Raw genomic sequence first — 20,520 nt, 5'->3', positions numbered from 1 at the left:
TTTCTCCTTGGGTTAGGACCGGTACAGGCCGTATTTGTTGATGTATTGGACGACGCCGTCGGGCACCAGATACCACACCGGCTTCCCCTCTTCGACGCGCGTACGGCAGTCCGTCGAAGAGATCGCCATGGCGGGGACCTCCAGCAGCGACACGGACTCGTGCGGCAATCCAGGATCCGACAGGTTGTGCCCGGGGCGCGTCACGCCGATAAAGTGCGCCTGCTCAAAGAGCTTATCGGCGTCCTTCCACTGCGCGATCTGTGCCAGCGCGTCGGCACCCGTGATGAAGTAGAAATCCGAGTCCGGGTATTCGCGCGATAGGTCCGCCAGCGTATCGATCGTGTAGGTCGTCCCACCGCGGTCAATATCCACGCGAGACACGGCAAAACGAGGGTTCGAGGCGGTTGCGACGACCGTCATCAGGTAGCGGTGCTCCGCCGAGGTCACGCGTCGATCCGCCTTGAAGGGCTGCATGGCCGCCGGGACGAAGACGACCTGGTCGAGGCCGTAGACGTCCATGACCTCCGAGGCCGCGACGAGGTGGCCGTGGTGGATCGGATCGAATGTGCCGCCCATGATGCCGATCGCGCGGCGCCGACGCATCGCGCGCGGGGGATGCTGGGGCGAGGCCGGGGCCGCGGTCGCCCCCGCCGTGGCCTCAGTGGTCTTTTCGATCGCGGACTCGTCGGAGGCCTGCTCCGCGTGGTTATCCTGCGTGCTCACGGGCGGATCGTTCCTTCTCCCTCGTAGATCCACGTGGTCGTCGTCAGCTCCGCGAGGCCCATCGGGCCGCGCGCGTGGAGCTTCTGCGTCGAGATACCCACTTCGGCGCCCAGACCCAGCTGACCACCGTCCGTGAAACGCGTCGAAGCATTCACGGCAATAGCAGCGGCATCAATGCCCGATCGGAACGCGCGCACGACGGCCACGTCGGATGCCACGATGCCCTCCGTATGCCCCGAGGAATAGCGGCGAATATGCTCAATCGCCTCGTCAACATCGGCGACGACGCGCACAGCCAGGTCCATCGAGAGGTACTCGGTCTCCCAGTCGGCCTCGGTCGCGTCGACGATCATCTCAGCATCGATCGAAGGCTGGCCATCGACGACGGTCCGTGTAGCCTCGTCCGCGTGGATCGTCACGCCCGCCGTCGTCAGACGGGTGACGGCGGCGACGAGGAAACGCTCGGCGACGTCGGCGTGCACGAGCAGAGTCTCCGCCGCGTTGCAGACGCCCACGCGCTGCGTCTTCGCGTTCATGATGATGGCCTCAGCGGCCTCCAGGTCGGCGGAGGCATCCACGTACACGTGACAGTTGCCCGTGCCCGTCTCAATAACCGGAACCCGCGACTCTTCGACGACGGCATTGATCAGCCCCGCTCCCCCTCGCGGAATCAGCGCATCGATCGCTCCACGCGCGCGCATCATTGCTCGGGCACCCGCGCGACCCCACGGATCCACCGTGGTGATCGCATCGGCGGGCAGGCCGACGGAGGTCAGCGCATCGCGGCACACCTCGATGAGGACGCGATTCGAGGACTGCGCGGCGCTTCCACCGCGCAGTACGACCGCGTTGCCGGCCTTCAGAGCAAGCGAGGCAGCGTCGATCGTCACGTTGGGGCGGGCCTCGTAGATGATGCCGATAACGCCCAGGGGGACGCGCTCCTGCGTCACGCGCAGGCCAATATCGGTGCGCATTCCACGCACGACCTGACCGATCGGGTCAGGCAGACCCGCGATCTCGCGGACGGCCTCGGCGATTCCACGAATACGATCGGGGGTCAGAGCGAGGCGATCCAGCAGGCCCTCGCTCATCTGCTCCGCACGGCCGCGGGCGACATCTTCAGCATTAGCGGCCAGGATCTGGTCACTGCGATCAATGAGCGCAGCCGCAATCGCCTCGAGACCGCGGTTTTTTACCTGGGTCGTCGCGTTCGCGAGCACTCGCGCCGCAGCGCGAGCAGCATCCGTCACCTGGGAAATATCTGCAGCAGTATCCACCGGGCCATCATGGCACACGAGAGCCTGTCAAGCCGCGTCAGTCAGCGCTCAGCGCAGAAAATGCGTCGCCCAACACCGCCAGGTCATCGCGGTGGATGGCCGGCCTGGGGTGCTCATGACCCGCGGCTTGCAGTTCCGCGGTGCCCGATCCGGCGATCTCGGCCAGCGTGTCGGAGTCGTATCCCGACACACCGCGGGCGACCAGTCCCGTCGGGGAAGCCACGTCGACGACGTCACCGGCCTCGAAGTGGCCGAGCACGGAACGTACACCTGCGACCAGCAGAGACTTCTTGCCGACCGTGATCGCCTGGGCTGCGCCCTCGTCGACGATGATTTCGCCGCGCGACGGGGCCACGTGGGCGATCCACAGGCGCCGCGAGGCCGGACGCTCCCGCGACGGCTCGAACCACGTACCAACGTTCTTGCCCGCAAGCACCGACTCCAGAGCATCCGCGGATGCCAGCTGCACGCCAATGCCGCTGGTGGACGCCAGCATGGCGGCCTGCACCTTCGTCGCCATGCCGCCCGTGCCCACGCGAGAGCCAGCGCCGGTCACGAGCACGCTCATGAGGTCGTCCGCGCTCTCGACCCGTTCGATCAGCTTCGAGCCCGGGTGGTCCGGAGGAGCGGTGTAGAGGCCGTCCACGTCAGTCAGCAGCACGAGGGCGTCGGCCTTGATCATCTGGGCGATGAGCGCGGCAAGGCGATCATTGTCGCCGAAACGCAGCTCGCGGGTGGTCACCGCGTCGTTTTCGTTGAGAATCGGGACAACGCCGAGGCCGAGGAGTCGCGTCAGCGAGGCGCGCACGTTCGTATAGTGATCGCGGCGCATAACGTCGTCCGTGGTCAGCAGCACCTGGGCGGCATCGAGGTGATGCGCCTGGAAGGCGGCCGTCCACCGCGCCATCAGAAGCCCCTGGCCCATCGCGGCAGCGGCCTGCACGCTCGGCAGGTCCTTCGGTTTCGAGGTGAAGCCAAGCGGATCAAGGCCCGCCGCAACCGCGCCCGACGACACGATGACGACCTCGCGGTCCGCCCCGCGCCAGCGCGCCACAAGGCGCGCAACCGAGTCAATACGATTCAGATCCAGGCCGCCGTCCTCGCGGGAGAGCGACGACGAGCCGATCTTGACGACGATGCGAGAAGCCGCGGACACTCCGCTCATGACTGATCCGACGCATCGGTCCAGTGTCCGGCCTGGCGCTCCGTCCACAGCTCGTCGCGGGCAGCGGTCTTGGCATCCATGACCTGGTGATACACCTCGCGACGTTCCTTACGGCTCGGACGCGCGTTCTGATCCAGTCGCAGGTCGGTACCTCGCGAACCCAGCAGCTCCGGTCCGGTCGTCAGGGTCGGCTCCCAGTCGAAGACGACGCCTCCGTCCAGGTCGCCGATCACGACGGTGTCGCCGGCGACCGCGCCAGCCTTCATCAGCTCGTCCTCAACACCCGCGGCGTTCAGGCGATCCGCCAGGTAGCCCACGGCCTCGTCGTTAGCGAAGTCAGTCTGACGCACCCAGCGCTCCGGCTTGTCGCCGCGCACCTGGAAGACTTCCTCGCCGTCCTTACGAGTCTTGCGCACCGTGATCTCCACGCTGCGCCCGACCGCCTTCGGACGGATAACGGGACGGGCGGCCTCGAGGGCGGGACGCTTCGCGCGCTCCGCCTCGACGATGCCGGCCAGAGCAAAAGACAGCTCCTTGAGGCCCTCGTGGGACACGGCTGACACCTCAAGGACGGGCCAGCCGAAAGACTCCAGGTCCGGGCGCGTGATCTCGGCAAGATCACGACCGTCCGGGATGTCGATCTTGTTCAAAACGATGACGCGGGGACGCTCCATAATCGGCACGTAGCCCTCGACCTGCGTCAGGTCGCCCTGGTAGGCCTCCAGCTCCGCCTCGATGATGCGCAGGTCCTCAACCGGCTCGCGATCGGTCTCGAAGGCGGCGGTGTCAAGCACGTGCACGATAACCGCGCAACGCTCGATGTGGCGCAGGAAGTCGAGGCCGAGGCCTCGTCCCTGGGAGGCACCGGGGATCAGGCCGGGAACGTCGGCCACCGTGTAGCGCGTATCGCCAGCCGACACGACGCCCAGGTTCGGGACCAGCGTCGTAAAGGGGTAATCGGCGATCTTCGGGCGCGCCGAGCTCAGGGCCGCAATCAGCGAGGACTTACCCGCCGACGGGAAGCCAACGAGAGCCACGTCCGCGACGGACTTCAGCTCAAGGATGACGTCGCGCTCCTCGCCGGGCTCGCCCAGCAGGGCGAAGCCGGGGGCCTTACGGGCCTTCGACGCCAGCGCAGCGTTGCCCAGGCCACCGCGACCACCTTCGGCGACCACGTAACGGGCGCCCGCACCCGTTAGGTCAGCGAGCAGTTCACCCGACATCGACTTGACGACAGTTCCCTCGGGAACCGGCAGGATGATGTCCGCGCCGGTCTTACCCTGACGGAAGTCACCCATGCCGGGCGTACCATTATCCGCACGACGATGCGGGCTGCGGTGGTAGTTCAGAAGCGTGGTCTCCTGCTCGCTCACCTCCAGGATGACCGAGCCGCCATTGCCGCCGTCTCCGCCGTCAGGGCCGGCCAGCGGCTTGAACTTTTCACGCTTAATCGAGGCAACGCCGTTACCGCCGTTGCCACCCATCGCATGCAGAGTCACGCGATCCACGAAGTCTGCCACTGTTGCTCCTGACGACTGAAAATGAATGTTCAAAAGGGCGCCCGGCAACGCCGGACGCCCTTTATGCGCGCGGTCTCAGGCAGAGACCGGCGAAACGCTGACGACCTTGCGATCGCGCTTGCGGCCGAACTCAACCGCACCGGCGCGCAGGGCGAACAGGGTGTCATCCTTGCCACGGCCAACGCCGTCGCCAGGGTGGAAGTGGGTGCCGCGCTGACGAACGAGGATCTCACCAGCGTTGACCAGCTGGCCGCCGTAGCGCTTCACGCCGAGGCGCTGCGCGTTCGAGTCGCGACCGTTACGGGAGGAACCAAGGCCCTTCTTATGTGCCATCAGTTGCTACTTTCTGCTCGTGGGAACGTCGGGTTCAGGCGATCTCAGTGATCTTGACGACCGACATCTTCTGACGGTGTCCCTGGCGCTTGCGGTAGCCCGACTTGTTCTTGTACTTAATGATGGAAATCTTGGGGCCCTTGGCCGAGTCAACAACCTCAGCCTTGACGGAAACCTTGCCCAGCTTGGCTGCGTCAACGGTGATGGCGTCGCCATCCACCAGCATCAGCGGCTGGAGCTCAATGCTCGAACCGATTTCTTCTGCCAGCTTGTCGACGACGACGACGTCACCGACGGACACCTTTTCCTGCCGGCCGCCAGCCTTGACGATCGCGTAGACCACGTTGGAGCTCATCTCTTCTCGTATTCGTAACCGGAATCGCGCCTCGAAACTGCCGAGGACTTGTCTCATTGTCATGATTCCGTTGGCGCTTGTTGCGCCGACGATCAAATTTAGCCGATTCGCACGCCGGATTGCAAGCCGGCACGGTCACGGGCGGGTGTGAAGTGCTGTGCGATTCCACACCCTACGCTCGGGGGAGGGATGATCGCCCCTCCCCCGGCGCCTGGACCATTAACCGGCGTCAACGATGCCGGTCGATGCGGCGCGACGACGGCGCTTGACGCGCGGCTGATCGCTCGCCTCGGGAAGCGCAATGTCATCGGTCGACTTGGTCGGCACCGCAGGGACGCTCACCTCAGCGCGCGCGGGCAGGTCGATGACGACGGGGGTGGGAGCCGCGTCGGGCTCGACAATGCCGGTCGAGACGGCGACGCGACGCCTACGAGTTTTGCGCGGCGCGGCGGGCTCCTGGACGGAAGTTTCCTCCGCGACCGGCGCGCTCACCGGCGCGGTGGCGGGAGTCTCGTCCGTCTGCACCTCGGGAACAGCCGTCTGCGCGGTGGCGCGGCGACGGGTCTTCTTCGGAGCGGGCGCCTCGGCTGGTTCCTCGGACGAGGCCGTGGCAGCCTTGCGGGATGCGCGGCGACGGGTGGCCGGAGCCTTCTCGCGATGCTCGGGCAGCTGAATCTCGGAGGCATCCTTGGTGGGGGCCGCAGGCTCGTCCGAATGATCGACCGGCTCGGGCAGGTCGAGATGTACGGGCAGTTCGGGCAGCGGAGTGGACTCGGCGACGCGGCGGCGACGACGAGGACGCTTGGTCGCGCTTTCCTCGGCCTTCTCGGCGGCGGGCTTGGACGCGGATTCATCAGCGGGGGCCTCGGGCGCTGCAACCTGCTCGACGGAAGAAGCCTCGGGGTCCTTGACCTCGGTCGAAACGGCGCGCGTGCGGCGCTTCTTGGTGGGCGCCGGCTCCTCAGCCGCGCCTTCCTCTTCCTTACGGGTTGAGGCAGCGGCGATCGCGCTCAGAGCCTCCTTGGCGCGCTCATGATCGGCATTGTCCTCGATACGGCGAGGCTCAGCCTTCTTCTGTTGCTTCTTCGAACCCTTCGAGCCCTTCGAAGGCTGTTCGGCCCCGGAGGTTTCCACCGGGTGCTGGTGAACGATGAAGCCGCGGCCCTCGCAGGCCTCGCACGAGGAGGAGAAGGCCTCGACGAGGCCCTCACCCACGCGCTTACGGGTCATCTGCACGAGGCCCAGGGACGTAATCTCGGTGACCTGGTGGCGCGTACGGTCGCGCCCCAGGCACTCCACCAGGCGACGCAGCACGAGGTCACGGTTGGATTCGAGGACCATGTCCACGAAGTCGATGATGACGATGCCACCGATGTCGCGCAGGCGCAGCTGGCGCACGATCTCTTCTGCGGCCTCGAGGTTGTTACGGGTCACCGTCTCCTCGAGCGTGCCGCCGGCACCAATGAACTTGCCGGTGTTGACGTCAATGACGGTCATCGCCTCGGTGCGGTCGATGATCAGGGTGCCGCCCGAGGGCAGCCACACCTTACGGTCCATGCCCTTCGCGAGCTGTTCGTCGATGCGATGCGCGCGGAAGACGTCCTCCGTGCCCACCCACTGCTCGACGCGATCGGAGAGCTCAGGGCTGAGCTCGTCGACGTATTCCTTGACGGTCGCGTAGGTGTCACGGCCCTCGATCACGAGCTTCGAGAAGTCCTCATTGAAGATGTCGCGCACGACGCGCACGGCCAGCTCAGGCTCCCCGCGCAGCAGCGTCGGGGCGCTCTTCGTGTTGATACGCTTCTTCTCGATGTCCTCCCACTGACGGGTCAGGCGAGCGACATCGTCGCGAATCTGCTCCTCCGTGGCGCCTTCTGCGGCGGTGCGCACGATGACGCCCGAGCCGGAGGGCACGACAGCCTTGAGGATCTTCTTCAGGCGAGCGCGTTCCTTGTCCGGCAGCTTGCGGGAGATGCCCATCATGGACCCGCCGGGGATGAGAACCAGGTAGCGGCCGGCGAGCGTGATCTGAGAGGTCAGGCGGGCACCCTTATGGCCGATCGGGTCCTTCGTCACCTGAACGAGGACCGGATCGCCAGACTTCAGTGCCGCCTCGATACGACGGGGCTTGCCCTCCATGCCGACGGCGTCCCAATTGACCTCGCCGGCGTACAGGACGGCGTTGCGTCCGCGGCCGACGTCGACGAATGCCGCTTCCATCGAGGGAAGCACGTTCTGGACGCGGCCCAGGTAGATGTTGCCGACCATCGAGGACTGCGTGCGACGCGCGACGTAGTGCTCGACGAGCAGGCCGTCTTCGAGAATGGCGATCTGATCGAGGCCGTCTTGGTCGCGGATGACCATCGTGCGCTCGACCGACTCACGGCGCGCGAGGAACTCGGATTCGGAGATGGAGTGGCGACGGCGGCCTTCGCGGCGGCCTTCGCGGCGACGCATCTTCTTCGCCTCCAGGCGCGTGGACCCCTTGAGGGCCTGGACCTGGTCCGCGGGATCGCCACCTTCCTCGGAGGAGGCGGAGCTGCGCGCGCGGCGGCGACGACGGCGACGACCGGAGGTTTCCTCCTCGTCCGAGGAGTCGGAGTCCTGCGCGGGCGCGTCGGCCTTGTCGGCATCTTCCTGGGCGGGGGCCGAGGCCTCGTCCGCCTTCTTGGAGCGACGGCGCCGACGGGTCTTCGGCTCGGCGGGCGCCTCCTCAGACTCAGACTCGGAGGCTGGAGCCTCGGGGGCTTCGACGGCATCGGCTTCATCAGCTGATTTCTTCGAGCGACGGCGACTCTTCGGGGCGACCTCTTCGCGAGGAGCAGACTCCTCGTCGGCGGCAGCGGACTTGCGGCGACGCTTAGGCTCCGGCTCCTCGACAATCGCGGGAGGAGCGACCTCGGGGGCAGCCTGGAACACGGGCGCCTGGAACAGCAACGACGCGGCGGGTGCCACGGGCGTGGTGGATTCGGTTGTCACGATTCTCCAATGGCGGGTGCGCGCCCCGTGCCTGGACGCACCCTTTTTCATCGCCCGCGTGGGGCGGAAACCTAGTGGAGCGCTGATGCGCAGCGGCCGGCGGCATATGAATACGTCATCGCTCGGCTCTCGTCGCGGGGGCACTCCCGCGACATCCATTCACGTCTATTGTCGCACAACAGGGCCTCGTACCGACGATGTGGTGATCAGAACAACGCAACACGGAGCGATATTTCACGGAAGAACCCGTAAAAATTATTCGGACGCGTATGTCACAAAACGGCCTCTGAACCAGCATTTCAACCAATCCAACCGACGTTTTTGGGCTACATTAATGGCAACCCGTGACATAGGTCCCATGGATCTCGGACACGGGATAGTCGACCCCAATCCCAATACGAGAAGGTCCCATCATGACCCTCGCGCAGACAGCGCTTGACGCGGTCACCGTCGGACGATGGCAGTTCGGTGTTACCACCGTCTACCACTTCGTCCTCGTGCCGCTGACGATCGGCCTGTCCCTGCTGGTTGCCATCATGCAGACCGCGTGGCACCGCACCGGCAAGGAATACTGGCTGCAAGCAACTCGCTTCTTTGGCAAGCTCCTCCTCATCAACTTCGCGCTCGGTGTCGCCACCGGTATCGTGCAGGAGTTCCAGTTCGGCATGAACTGGTCCGAATACTCCCGCTTCGTCGGCGACATCTTCGGCGCTCCCCTGGCCGTCGAGGCCCTCCTCGCCTTCTTCCTCGAGTCCACTTTCCTGGGCCTGTGGATCTTCGGCTGGGGCCGCCTCTCCAAGGGCATGCACCTGCTGACGATCTGGTGCGTCGCCCTGGGCACCATGTTCTCGGCGGCCTGGATTCTCGCGGCGAACGCGTGGATGCAGCACCCCGTGGGCGCCCGCTTCAACCCCGAGACCGGCCGCGCCGAGCTCAACGGCGTGAGCGGCTTCATGGAGCTCATCACCTCAGGCGTCTACCTGAGCGAATACGCACACGTCATCACCTCCGCCTGGCTGGTCGCCGGCTCCTTCGTTGCCGGCATCTCCATCTGGTGGATGGTGCGCACCGCCCGCGAGGGCTCCGACGAGGCCATGGCTCAGTCGCGTAACGTCTGGCGCCCGATCGCCCGCTTCGGCCTGACCGCCGTCCTCATCGGCGGCCTCGGCACCGCTGCCTCCGGCCACATCCAGGGCCAGGAGATGGTTGAGGTCCAGCCCATGAAGATGGCTGCCGCCGAAGGTATCTGTGTGGACACCGACGGCGCGGCCTTCACGATCGCCCAGTTCGGCTCCTGCCCCCTCGGCGATAACGGCGCGCAGCCGACCCAGTTCATCAAGGTCCCCGGCGTCGCGTCCTTCATGTCGCACAACTCCTTCACCGCCACCTCCGAGGGTGTCGCCGACGTCCAGGAGCGCATGGTGGAGCTGCTCAACTCCGATGCGAACTTCACCGCCAAGTACGGTGACGCCTCGCAGTATGACTTCCGTCCTCCGCAGATGGTCGCCTTCTGGTCGTTCCGCTTCATGATCGGTCTGGGCATGCTGGCCTTCCTGCTGGCGGCATGGGGCCTGTGGGCCACCCGCGGCGGACGCACCTCGTCCAACAAGTGGCTGAGCGTCCTCGCCCTGGTCAACCTCCCCCTGCCGTTCGCAGCCGCTTCCTTCGGCTGGATCTTCACCGAGATGGGGCGTCAGCCGTGGGTTGTCGTCCCGAACCTGCAGGCGCTGTCCGCGGGCTCCGACCTGGGTTCCGTCAACATGATGACCGACATGGGTATCTCCCCCAACGTTCCGGCTGGCCAGATGCTCACCTCGCTCATCCTGTTCACCCTGCTGTACGGCGTCCTCGGCGTCATGTGGTACATCCTCATGAAGCGCTACGCCGTCGAGGGCATCCACTCGTCGAAGGCCGACAAGGTTGAAGACGATGCTCCCGCCGACCTGTCCTTCGGATACTGAGAGGAACACCGATCATGACTCTGTCTATCCTGTGGTTCGTTCTCATCGCCGTTCTGTGGACGGTCTACCTGATCCTCGAGGGCTTCGACTTCGGCGTCGGCATGCTCCTCCCCTTCGTCGCCAAGGGCGACCGTGAGCGCACCCAGACCGTGCGCACGATCGGCCCCCACTGGGACGGCAACGAGGTGTGGCTGCTCACCGCTGGTGGCGCAACCTTCGCCGCGTTCCCCGAGTGGTACGCGACCATGTTCTCGGGCATGTACCTCGCCCTGTTCCTGATCCTCGTCTGCCTGATCATCCGCGTCATGGCTCTCGAGTGGCGCTCCAAGGTCGCCACCGAGAAGTGGCGTCACGCCTGGGACTGGGCGCACACGATCAGCGCGTGGCTCGTCCCGATCCTGCTGGGCGTCGCTTTCGCGAACTTCGTTCAGGGCATGCGCATCGAGGTTGTTGACGTGGCCACCGGCACCGTCATCGACCCGACGCTGGTCAACCAGTCGCTGGCAACCGCGACGCACCAGCTGACCGGCGGTTTCTTCTCGCTGCTCACGCCCTACACCATCCTGGGCGGTCTGGCCGTTATGGCCGTGTGCCTGGCTCACGGCGCGCAGTTCCTGGCGCTGAAGACGACGGGCGAGGTCCGCGACCGCGCCAACGCGATTGCCGCCCCCGCGACGATCGCTGCGACCGTCCTGGCCGCCGCCTGGCTGCTCTGGGGTCAGTTCGCCTACACGACGAACGTTCTGGCGTGGATCCCGCTCCTGGTTGCTGCGCTCGCGATCATCGCGTCGACGGCTCTGTCACAGGCGTCGCTGCGTCGTGAGGGCTGGTCCTTCGTGGCCTCCTCGGTCGCCATCGCCGGCGCTGTCGCGTGGGTGTTCGCTTCGATGGCTCCGGCCGTCCAGAAATCCTCGATCAACCCGGCGTACTCGCTGACGATTGATCAGGCTTCCTCGACCCCGTCGACGCTAACTGTCATGACCATCGTGACCGTCTGCCTGCTGCCGATCGTCCTGGTTTACGTCTTCTGGTCCTACTGGATGTTCCGCGCTCGCGTGGGCGCCGAGGACGTAGAGACGCAGACGGGTCTGCTGCTCAAGAAGATCCGCGTGGGCGAGAGCTTCTTCGCCAACTGATCCTCGCATCACGACGCGCCCGGCCCCCCTTGCAGGGGCCGGGCGCGTTTGTTGTCACGCCACGAGGATGAGGACCTTTGACCCATGATGAGGCTTTTTCAGGCACAATAGATACGTGCGTCCCTTTGATCCTCGCTTGTTGCGTTATGCCCGCTCGGCGCGCGGCCCCATCGCTGTGACGGCCCTCCTAGGGACGCTGACTGCGCTGTTGGTTCTCGCCCAGGCGCTTCTCATTTCCGCAGCCCTCTCCCCTGTCGTCTCGGGCACCGCGTCCCTCACCGACGTCTGGCCCTTCATTGTGGGAATCGCGGCCGTGTTTGCCTGCCGCGCGCTGATCGTCGCCGCTCGTGAGGCGGTGAGCACTCGCGCGGCCGCCGCTGCGGTGAGGGAGCTGCGCGGACGCGTCGTGGATGCGACCGTCACGCTGGGATCTCGTTGGAGGGCGACCAAGGGCGCGGAGACGACGACCCTACTGTCGACCGGGCTCGAGGATCTGCGTCCCTACTTCGTCTCCTTCCTGCCCCAGCTTGTCCTCGTGTGCACGGTGACCCCGGCGGCCCTCGGCGTCATTCTTCTGCTCGACTTCTGGTCCGCGCTCATCGCCCTCCTCGTCATCCCTCTGATCCCGATCTTCATGATTCTCATCGGGCGTTTTACGCAGGCAGCCTCGGAGGACAAGCTCGCGTCGATGAAGCGCCTGACCGCCCAGCTCCTCGACCTCATGTCCGGCCTGCCCACGCTCCGCGGCCTCGGCCGCGAAAAGGCACCGCGCACGCACCTGCACGCTCTGGGTGCCGCGAATACAAAGGCTACGATGGCCACGCTTCGCGTCGCGTTCCTCTCGGGCGGCGTGCTCGAGTTCCTGACGACCCTGTCGGTGGCCCTCGTCGCCGTCGAGGTCGGCATGCGCCTCGTTTTCGGCAACATTTCACTGTTCCACGGCCTCGCTGTCATCATGCTCGCGCCCGAGGTTTTCGACCCCCTGCGCCAGGTCGGCGCACAGTTTCACGCGTCGGCGAACGGCGTGACGGCGTCGAAGGCAGCGTTCGATATCATCGAAGAGGCCGAGGCCGTGGACTCCCCCGGAACCGACGAGTGCCCCGACATGGCACGCACCGACATCGTTCTCGATGGCCTCGGCGTGCGTGCGCGCGGCGCGTGGGCGCCGGCTCCGACGAGCGGCGTCATCGCGCCTGGCATCGTGACGGCGCTGTGCGGTCCCTCCGGCGTGGGAAAATCGACGATTGTCCTGTGTTTGCTGGCCGACATGACACCGGATGCAGGTCGTGTCCTGCTGCGGCCGTCGGCCTCGTCCTCCGAAAGCGGCGAGTCCGTCCTGTTGGATATCGATCCCGCCGCGTGGCGTCACCAGATCTCGTGGGTGCCCCAATCCCCCACGCTGGTTCCCGGTACGATCCTGGACAACATGGGCGATCTGCCTCTCGACGACCTGAACGATGCGGCAGCGGCAACCGGCTTCGATGATGTCTTGGCCAGTGCCCCCGACGGGTGGAATACCGTCATCGGCTCCGGCGGCGTCGGCCTGTCCGTTGGGCAGCGCCAGCGCCTCGCCCTCACGCGAGCCCTCGCCGCACACTCCCAGGTCGTTATCCTCGACGAGCCCACAGCACACCTCGATGCCGTCAGCGAAGAGACCGTCGTGCGGGCTATCGACGCGATGCGGGACGCGGGACGCACCGTCATCGTCATCGCGCACCGCGCAGCCATGATGGAGGCAGCTGATGCTGTCATCGACGTTCGCCCGGCCGCTGACGAGGAGGCACGCGCATGAAGCTCTTTCTCACCCGCGCTGAATCCGCTGCGCTGCGCCGATGCATCTCCATGCTCGACGTCTCGCGCTCGGGTTTCGCTCTGTCGTTGCTTCTCGGCGTCACCTCCCTCAGCGCCACAATCGCTCTCGGCGGCACCGCCGCCTGGCTCATCGCACGCGCGTCCCAGCAACCCCCGGTGCTCTACCTGACGGTCGCTGCGACCTCGGTTCGCCTCTTTGGTGTCTCGCGTGCCCTCGCACGCTACCTGTCACGCCTCGCTTCCCACAAGCTGGCGCTAACGGGCATGGATAGCCTGCGCAACAACCTCTACGACGAGTTGGCTGCGGCCCCCGGAACGAAGCTTTCCACGCTGCGCCGAGGCGATCTCATGACCCGCGCGGGAGCCGACGTTGATGAGGTCGGCAACGTCGTCGTCAAGACTCTCCTGCCAGGTCTTGTCGCGGCGATCGTCGGCGTGGGTACGGTCGGTGTCATCACGATCATCTCTCCGGCGGCCGGCATCATCCTCGCGATCAGCCTCGTCGTCTCGGGCGTCATCGCCCCGGCCCTCATCGCCCGCTCGGGGCGCCTGGCCGAGAGCCAGGGAGCCGATGCGCGCACCGACATCGCGGCGACCTCGCTCGCGATCCTCGAGGGTGCCACCGAGCTGTCCATGGCGGGCACGCTGGAGCGCGCGCGCCGCTCTCTCAGCGAGTCCGAGGCTGCCCTGAGCGCCGCTCTGGCCCGCTCGGCGCGCCTGTCCGCGTTCGCGCGCGGCCTTGACGTATGCGCAATGGGCGTTGCGGTGATCGGCGCCCTCCTGATCGGGATCCCACAGACGACCTCGGGGGTCCTCGTACAGGTCCTCCTGGCCGTCATCGTCCTCGTCCCACTATCCGCCTTCGAGGGAGTCGCCGAGCTGACGCCCGCCGCCGCCCAGCTCGTGCGCAGCGCCCAGGCCGCGACGCGCATCTGTTCGCTCCTGGACGAGGAAACACCGGCGCAGCCCCACGACATTCCGGAGGGAGCCACCGTCATCGAGGCACGCGATCTCGCCATCGGTTGGCCGGGCGGGCCAACGCTGGCAACGGGTATTTCGCTGACGCTACGCCCGGGATCGTCCCTCGCGATCGTCGGGCCCTCGGGCATCGGCAAGACGACGCTGCTAGCGACCCTCACGGGCATCATCCCACCCAAGTCGGGCAGTTCTCTGATCAACGGCGTTCCCGCATGGGGAGCCGATCGCGACCAACTCACCTCACGCATCACGATGACGGCGGAGGACGCACACGTCTTCGCCACCACCATCTACGAAAACCTGCGGGTCGCGCGCGCATCCCTTACCCGCGACGAGGCCTCGGAACTGCTGTCCCGAGCCGGCCTCGTGCAGTGGGTTCAGTCCCTGCCCGACGGCCTCGACACCGTGATCGGCTCCGGAGGCACAACCGTGTCCGGCGGCGAGCGCCGCCGCCTGCTCATGGCCAGGGCACTCGCCGCGCCCGCTCCGATCATGGCTCTCGACGAGGCCTCCGAGCACCTTGATGCGGCGACGGCCGACCGCCTCATGGAAACGCTCCTGACGCGCTCACCCGAGCGGGCTACCCTGGTGGTCACCCACCGCTTGAGCGCCCTGGACCAGGCCGACCACGTCATCGTCTTGGCTGCGCCCGAGCCCGGCCAGTGCGCGACGATCGCCGCGCGCGGCACACACGACGAGGTCCTGCAGGCCCTCCCCGCCTACCGCTGGGCCCTCGACCAGGAGGAACAATGAGCACCGACTCCACTGACTTCACGCTGCTGCAAGCTGCCCTGGACCTCACCAGTTCCCTGGACTTGAAGGCGGGCCTGCAGAACTTCGTGGACCAGGCCTGCGCCTTGACGTCCTCTCCGCACGCTACGCTCTCAGTCCTGGACACGTGGGGGGCCACCACCCTGCAACTTGAGTTCCACGAGGACGGTCCAGTCCCCGAGGTCCCCGAGTCTCTCATGACGGCAATCCCCGCGAGTGTGCCTCTCCTCGTCAACTCTCCGTCGGATGCACCCGACCTCGATCTGCCCGCTTCCACTCCCCCGTTCCTGGGTGTCTCGATCCTCGTACACGAGCAGGTCTACGGACGCCTGTACCTGTGCGGGAAGGCGGGCGGGTATTCGTCCGCCGATGCCGCTGTCCTCAGCGCGCTCGCACCCGCCGCTGGCATCGCCGTTGAAAACGCGCACCTGTACGCGGACTCCAAGCGCACCGAGCGGTGGATCAGCGCCTCTCAGTCGCTGACGACCACCATGCTGGAGGGCGCCGATGAGGAGGAGGCGCTCGAGCTCATTGCCAAGACCGTGCGCGAAGTGTCCCACGCGGACACCGCCATCATCGTCCTGCAGTCCGTGGGCGACACGTGGGCTGCCGAAATCGTCGACGGCAAGAACGCCTCCAGCCTGCTGGGTTTGACTTTCCCGCCCGAAGGCCGCGCGATGAGCGTGTTGCACGAGGGTACCGGCATGATCGTGGACTCGATGTCGCGCGCGCAGACGATGCGTGTCCCCCAGCTGGCTGCCTTCGGATCGGCCCTGTACGCGCCACTGCGTTCGCGTGGCGTGTCGTCCGGTGTCCTCATTCTGCTCCGTCAGATCGGCGCACCCGAGTTCGACAGCTCCGAGCTTTCGCTCGCGGAATCCCTCGCTTCCCAGGCCACGCTTGCCCTTGAGCTTGCATCGGCTCGCCACGCTCAGGACGTGGCCGCACTGCTGGACGAGCGCGACCGCATCGGGCGCGACCTCCACGACTTTGCCATTCAGCAGCTGTTTGCGACCGGCATGGCCCTGGATGCAGCCAAGCAGAAGGTCGCTGCAGGCCAGACGGACCCGGCTGCCCTCGAGTCCCTCATCGATTCTTCGCTCGCTTCCATCGACGAGGCCGTGCGTCAGATCCGCACGATCGTGCACAACCTACGCGAGCGCGACAAGGCCGTCGGCCTGGTGGAGAGAATCCGCCGCGAATCGTCGCTGACACGTTCAGCCCTCGGTTTTGCGCCCTCGCTGCTCATCACGCTTGACGGCAACGCCATCAACTCGGACCTGGATAACGAGCTCGTCGTCATCGACGAGTTCGACGGGCGCGTCGACCCAGACCTGTCCGATGATGTCGTGGCTATCGTGCGTGAAGGCCTGTCTAATATCGCCCGCCACGCCCACGCGACCGCAGCGGCCGTGTGCGTCGATGTGTCGGGGCGTGGCAAATCGGGGCGCGTGCGCATCACGATCACCGACGACGGTCGTGGCATCGACCCATCGCGTACCCGAAACTCCGGCTTGGCGAACATGGCGGAACGTGCACGACGACACCGCGGCGCGTTCGATGCGGGCAGCGGCGAGGGCGGGGTGGGCACCCAGATCCGGTGGATCGCTCCGCTTGAGGGCTGACCAGACGCACACGCACAACACGACGGTGGGGGTGGACGTTCCGATTGGAACCCCACCCCCACCGCCTAGGGACGGGAGTTGTTATCTCCCCGCTCTCAGCTGAGCATCAGCCCAGCCAGCGTCCGTCACTGCCGAAGGTGTACCAGCGCCACCCAATCCAGTGGCCGCCCGTGTACATGTCGCCTCCTGTCCCGAAGTAGTACCAGGCGCCGCCGATCTGCTGCCAGCCGGTGGCCATCTGGCCCGAGGCACCGAAGTAGTACCAGGTGCTTCCCAGCGGCTTCCATCCGATCGTCATGGCGCCGCTGTCGCTCATCAGGTACCAGTGAGAGCCCATCTGAAGCCAGCCGGTGTGCATCGCACCGGACGGATCCAGGTAGTACCACGTGCCGCTCGTGTAGAGCCAGCCGGTCATCATGACACCGTTAGAGGCGAAGAAGAACCACTTGTCTCCCACCATCTGCCAGCCGGTGACCATCGCGCCGGTCTCTGGCGTCAGGTAGAACCACGAGCCACCCAGGTTGACCCAGCCGGTGACCTGCGCTCCGGCGCCGTTGTGGTAGCGCCACACGCCATCCCAGTAGACCCAGCCGGTGAGCATGTAGCCGTTCTGGTCGAAGCGGTACACGTTGCCACCGAGCGTGAGGGTCTCGTTCTTGGCGTACCCGCCGGCGCTGATCTTCCACCACCAGCCCGCTCCGTCGTTCATCCAGGTGCCCACCGTATGATCGGGAGCGGGCGCCGGGTCCGGAGTCGGATCAGGCGTCGGTGCGGGGTCCGGAGTCGGATCGGGGCTGGGCTCGGGCTCGGGTGCCGGCTCCTCGGCCAGGGCGAGGGCCACAAGACCCGATTCAGCGAACCCGGCCTCGTTCATGGCCATGACGCGGATGACCGAGCCGTTGTTCTCGCCGTCGATCGTGAGGCTCAGCTCGGGGCCGTTCTCCTCTTCGACGATGGCCCACGAATCGGTGCCCTCGCGCTTGATCTGCCAGAACAGAGTCGGGGTGGGCTTGCCGCTCGCCTCGACCTTGATCGTGACCTGCGTGCCTTCCTTCGCCGTCACGGTGCGGAAGGCGCCGTCACCGGAGATCTGCGCGTCTTCAGCGGGGTTGGCGGTGACGGTCAGCGGCTTGATGACCGGGGGCTCCTGATCGCCGGGGTCCGGGGTGGTGGCAGCAGCCGCGAAGGCCTCGACCTCCGCGAGCGCGAACTCGCCGAACTCGGTGGGCTGGATGACGCGAATGAAGCGAGCATCGAAGCCCTCGAAGTCGACCGCGCTCGGGCGGCCGCCAACTCCATCGACCTTGATCATGTGAACGCCGTCAACAGCGCCGGCCGTGGCGGGATTAAAGGAAGCATCGAGGCGCGTCTCGGAGGCGACGACCCAGAAGTCGTGCAGGCGCTGGTCGCAGGAGATTCCCTGGCAGTTGTCGGAGGAGGAGCGGTTCCAGACGTTGACGACGCCCAGGGGGTGGGTTTCGCCGAGGTCGACCTCCCACCAGGGGTTGGCCTGCTTGCCGGTGTGGGCGACCGAGCCGTTGTCCCACACGCCGTCCGTGTTGCCGTCCACGGCGCGCGAGGCGGTGCCTCCCCAGCCGGTCGAGGACATGGTGGCCGTCTTGTTGAGTGCGAGGTTGTCTCTGCCCTTGGAGACGGTCAGGGTCGCGCGCTGGGAGGTCGCGGAGCCGTTGGCGTTCGTGGCGACGGCGTAGAACTGCGCGCCGTCATCCTCGAAGGTCGTCGTCAGGGTGTACATGCCGTTCGTAGCGTCCGGAATCGCCGTTCCTTCGCTTGCCCCCTTGGGGACGCGGTACCACTGGATGGTGGCGGCCGGTCGGCCCGAGGCGACGACGGTGAAGGTGGCGCTCTCCCCCGCCTTGACGGAGACAGAGGATGGGTCCGTGGCGATGACGGGTGGCTGGGTGGCCGCGTTCTCCCCGTAGACGTGCAGGGTCGCGCTCACGGAGCGCAGGCCGATCGAGTTGGCGTAGTAGGAGGGGTGTGCCAGTTCGAGGCGCAGGGGCGTGACCTTGCCGGGCTCGAGGCTGAGGCCCTCGCCGACTTCACCGGCCTGAATCTGCGCGCCGGTCACCTCGATAGAGGTAGCACCGAGGGTGATCTTGTAGGTCGTGGAGGCGTCGAAGTTGCCCGAGAACTTCAGGGTCAGGTCGGTGATGGCCTTGTCCGTCTTGTTCACCAGGTAGGCGTCGTAGGCCTGCGCGCCGGAGTAGCGCAGTGCGGAGGCTCGTCCGAAGAACTGCTCGGAGGAGATGGTCGCACCGTCGACGGCGGTGACCGTCTGCGTGGGCACGTAGGTGGGGGCGGCATCGAAGGTGACCTTGACGACGGGGCGCAGGTTCGGCTCCGGGTTCTCACCCGACATGGTCACCGTGAGCGTGGTGTCATCCTGGGCGAACTCGAGGGAACGGTCGGTGCCGTCCACGGTGACGGCGGTGACGTGGCCGCCGACGCTGGGAAGCGTCAGCGTCTTGCCGGGGCTCCACAGCTCGGGGAAGAAGTACAGATCGTTTCCCTTAGTCATCACCTTGCCCCAGGCGGGGGCGGGGTACCACGTCGGGCGAGCTCCCGTAATGGCATCGGGGTGACGCGCCATCCACTGGCCCACCTCGGTGACGACGCCGGCGTCGAAGGCGTCGATCGTGCCGTCGCCCTTGGGACCGATGTTGTAGGCGAACTGGCCGCCCGAGGCGACCGTGCCAATGAGGTTGTTGACCAGCTCGCGTTCCTTGTAGCTCTTCGCGCTATCGTCGCGGTTCGCCCACGAGCAGTATCCCCAGCATGCCGGGTAGATCGAGCGAATCGACTCCCAGGGACCCATGTGGAAGTCCGTGGTCACCGAGTTGTCGCCGCCGACCTCGAAGTCGCCTGCCTTGTTCCACACGCGCGAGTTGACCATCGTCTCGGGCTGGAGCTCGTGGACCCACTGAGCCATGCGCTGAGACTGCTCGGCGGTGGGGCCGCCCATGTCGAACCACAGCTCGGCGATCGGGCCGTAGTTGGTGAGGAGCTCGGTCAGCTGGGGCTTGATGACGGTCGTCATCAGATCTTCATCGATGGGGTTGACGTTGCCGTAGGGCTCGGGGGTCTGCTTGGTCCAGTCGATGATCGAAAAGTAGAAGGCGAGCTTGACGCCGAGCTTGTTGCACTCGGTGGACAGCTCCTTCATCGGATCCTTGCCGTAGTTGGACTGCTTGACGATATTGTAGTCGGTCGTCTTCGTGTCCCACATGGCGAAGCCGTCGTGGTGCTTCGACGTGATCATCAGGTACTTCATACCCGAGTCGTGGACCGTCTTGCAGATGGCGGAGGCGTCGAAGTTTGCGGCTAGGTCCTTGGCCTTGAGCAGGTAGTCGTCGGTGGGGATGTTCTCCCAGGCCTTGATCTGCTCGGGGTAGCCCATGCCCTGGCGGTGTCCGTTGTAGTAGCCGCCGTAGACGGAGTAGACGCCGAAGTGCATGAACATGCCGTACTGGAGTTCTTGCCACTTGGCGATCTTGGGGGTGGAGCTCAGTGGTACCGCTGCGGGGACGCCGGTAGGCGCTGGTGCTGCGTCGGCAAAACTGGGGGCGCTCATGGGTGCGAGCACCAGTGCCGTAGCGACCGCACAACCGGCAAGCATTCGCTTGAGGTTCACGGGGTGTCCTTTCAAGGGGTGATGGTGGACGACAGTGTCCGTCCTCTACGGTGAGGATGAGGCGAACGTTACCCCATAGGGCTTTTTCATAAACCAGTTTGATAGTAGCTTTCTCATAAATCGAGGATTCCCCTGATTAGTGGACAACTTAACCCGCAGGATAAATACGACGACGGGCGCACATACAAGCCAGGCGGGCCGGATAATTCCGACCCGCTCATGTTCGTCTC

At 66.0% G+C, this 20,520-nt stretch carries 13 protein-coding genes; 5 read left to right on the top strand and 8 right to left on the bottom strand.

Annotated elements, in window-relative coordinates:
- Positions 1-12 precede the first annotated feature (12 nt).
- The 7 genes from nadD to FOC40_RS05100 all read right to left on the bottom strand — a co-directional run bounded on the left by nadD (position 13) and on the right by FOC40_RS05100 (position 8,403).
- On the bottom strand, positions 13-723 hold the full coding sequence (gene nadD / locus FOC40_RS05130; RefSeq protein ID WP_003796304.1) for a nicotinate-nucleotide adenylyltransferase: 711 nt from the start codon (positions 721-723) through the stop codon (positions 13-15).
- Positions 720-2,000, bottom strand: coding sequence for a glutamate-5-semialdehyde dehydrogenase (locus FOC40_RS05125; RefSeq protein WP_034512265.1), 1,281 nt, complete (start codon positions 1,998-2,000; stop codon positions 720-722). The genes nadD and FOC40_RS05125 overlap by 4 nt, the downstream gene beginning before the upstream one ends.
- Before the next feature lie 37 nt (positions 2,001-2,037).
- On the bottom strand, positions 2,038-3,165 hold the full coding sequence (gene proB / locus FOC40_RS05120; RefSeq protein ID WP_003796302.1) for a glutamate 5-kinase: 1,128 nt from the start codon (positions 3,163-3,165) through the stop codon (positions 2,038-2,040).
- Entirely contained in the window at positions 3,162-4,685 is a 1,524-nt protein-coding gene (gene obgE / locus FOC40_RS05115; RefSeq protein WP_034464401.1) for a GTPase ObgE, read from the bottom strand. Before obgE ends, proB begins: the two co-directional genes overlap by 4 nt.
- A gap of 75 nt (positions 4,686-4,760) precedes the next feature.
- Complete coding sequence (gene rpmA, locus FOC40_RS05110) at positions 4,761-5,018, bottom strand: 50S ribosomal protein L27 (protein ID WP_003792637.1); 258 nt, start codon at positions 5,016-5,018, stop codon at positions 4,761-4,763.
- Positions 5,019-5,052: 34 nt separating this feature from the next.
- Entirely contained in the window at positions 5,053-5,373 is a 321-nt protein-coding gene (gene rplU / locus FOC40_RS05105) for a 50S ribosomal protein L21 (RefSeq protein WP_003796298.1), read from the bottom strand.
- Positions 5,374-5,592: 219 nt separating this feature from the next.
- The gene (locus tag FOC40_RS05100; protein ID WP_003796297.1) at positions 5,593-8,403 is read right to left on the bottom strand and encodes an Rne/Rng family ribonuclease; all 2,811 of its coding nucleotides are present in this window, start codon (positions 8,401-8,403) and stop codon (positions 5,593-5,595) included.
- A gap of 362 nt (positions 8,404-8,765) precedes the next feature.
- Between FOC40_RS05100 and FOC40_RS05095 the strand changes: the two genes are divergently transcribed.
- From FOC40_RS05095 to FOC40_RS05075, 5 genes are all read left to right on the top strand, one after another.
- Positions 8,766-10,313: a cytochrome ubiquinol oxidase subunit I gene (locus FOC40_RS05095; RefSeq protein ID WP_003796295.1), complete on the top strand. Its 1,548-nt coding sequence runs from the start codon at positions 8,766-8,768 to the stop codon at positions 10,311-10,313.
- Between the two features lie 14 nt (positions 10,314-10,327).
- Entirely contained in the window at positions 10,328-11,449 is a 1,122-nt protein-coding gene (cydB, locus tag FOC40_RS05090; RefSeq protein WP_003796292.1) for a cytochrome d ubiquinol oxidase subunit II, read from the top strand.
- A 115-nt stretch (positions 11,450-11,564) separates the two neighbouring features.
- Positions 11,565-13,241: a thiol reductant ABC exporter subunit CydD gene (gene cydD / locus FOC40_RS05085; RefSeq protein WP_039929736.1), complete on the top strand. Its 1,677-nt coding sequence runs from the start codon at positions 11,565-11,567 to the stop codon at positions 13,239-13,241.
- Positions 13,238-14,992 carry a thiol reductant ABC exporter subunit CydC gene (gene cydC / locus FOC40_RS05080; protein ID WP_003796289.1) on the top strand — a complete coding sequence of 585 codons (1,755 nt, stop codon included), beginning with the start codon at positions 13,238-13,240 and terminating at the stop codon, positions 14,990-14,992. Before cydD ends, cydC begins: the two co-directional genes overlap by 4 nt.
- The gene (locus FOC40_RS05075) at positions 14,989-16,635 is read left to right on the top strand and encodes a GAF domain-containing sensor histidine kinase (protein WP_003796288.1); all 1,647 of its coding nucleotides are present in this window, start codon (positions 14,989-14,991) and stop codon (positions 16,633-16,635) included. The genes cydC and FOC40_RS05075 overlap by 4 nt, the downstream gene beginning before the upstream one ends.
- A 106-nt stretch (positions 16,636-16,741) precedes the next feature.
- On the opposite strand, the gene FOC40_RS05070 is transcribed toward FOC40_RS05075, so the two are convergent.
- Positions 16,742-20,290, bottom strand: coding sequence for an alpha-L-fucosidase (locus tag FOC40_RS05070; RefSeq protein ID WP_039929735.1), 3,549 nt, complete (start codon positions 20,288-20,290; stop codon positions 16,742-16,744).
- Positions 20,291-20,520: the final 230 nt, after the last annotated feature.

It is taken from the genome of Schaalia odontolytica, assembly GCF_009730335.1.
In the GTDB taxonomy this organism is placed as follows: domain Bacteria; phylum Actinomycetota; class Actinomycetes; order Actinomycetales; family Actinomycetaceae; genus Pauljensenia; species Pauljensenia dentiphila.
The sequence above is the reverse complement of the archived record's forward strand: the minus strand, read 5'-3'. Positions and strand labels throughout refer to the sequence as shown.

What these genes read in the sequence shown, in the direction of transcription:
- proB (WP_003796302.1), bottom strand. Translation starts at nt 3,165, where the DNA reads ATGAGCGGAGTGTCCGCGGCTTCTCGCATCGTCGTCAAGATCGGCTCG.
- rpmA (WP_003792637.1), bottom strand. Translation starts at nt 5,018, where the DNA reads ATGGCACATAAGAAGGGCCTTGGTTCCTCCCGTAACGGTCGCGACTCG.
- rplU (WP_003796298.1), bottom strand. Translation starts at nt 5,373, where the DNA reads ATGAGCTCCAACGTGGTCTACGCGATCGTCAAGGCTGGCGGCCGGCAG.
- FOC40_RS05100 (WP_003796297.1), bottom strand. Translation starts at nt 8,403, where the DNA reads ATGAAAAAGGGTGCGTCCAGGCACGGGGCGCGCACCCGCCATTGGAGA.
- FOC40_RS05095 (WP_003796295.1), top strand. Translation starts at nt 8,766, where the DNA reads ATGACCCTCGCGCAGACAGCGCTTGACGCGGTCACCGTCGGACGATGG.
- cydB (WP_003796292.1), top strand. Translation starts at nt 10,328, where the DNA reads ATGACTCTGTCTATCCTGTGGTTCGTTCTCATCGCCGTTCTGTGGACG.
- cydC (WP_003796289.1), top strand. Translation starts at nt 13,238, where the DNA reads ATGAAGCTCTTTCTCACCCGCGCTGAATCCGCTGCGCTGCGCCGATGC.
- FOC40_RS05075 (WP_003796288.1), top strand. Translation starts at nt 14,989, where the DNA reads ATGAGCACCGACTCCACTGACTTCACGCTGCTGCAAGCTGCCCTGGAC.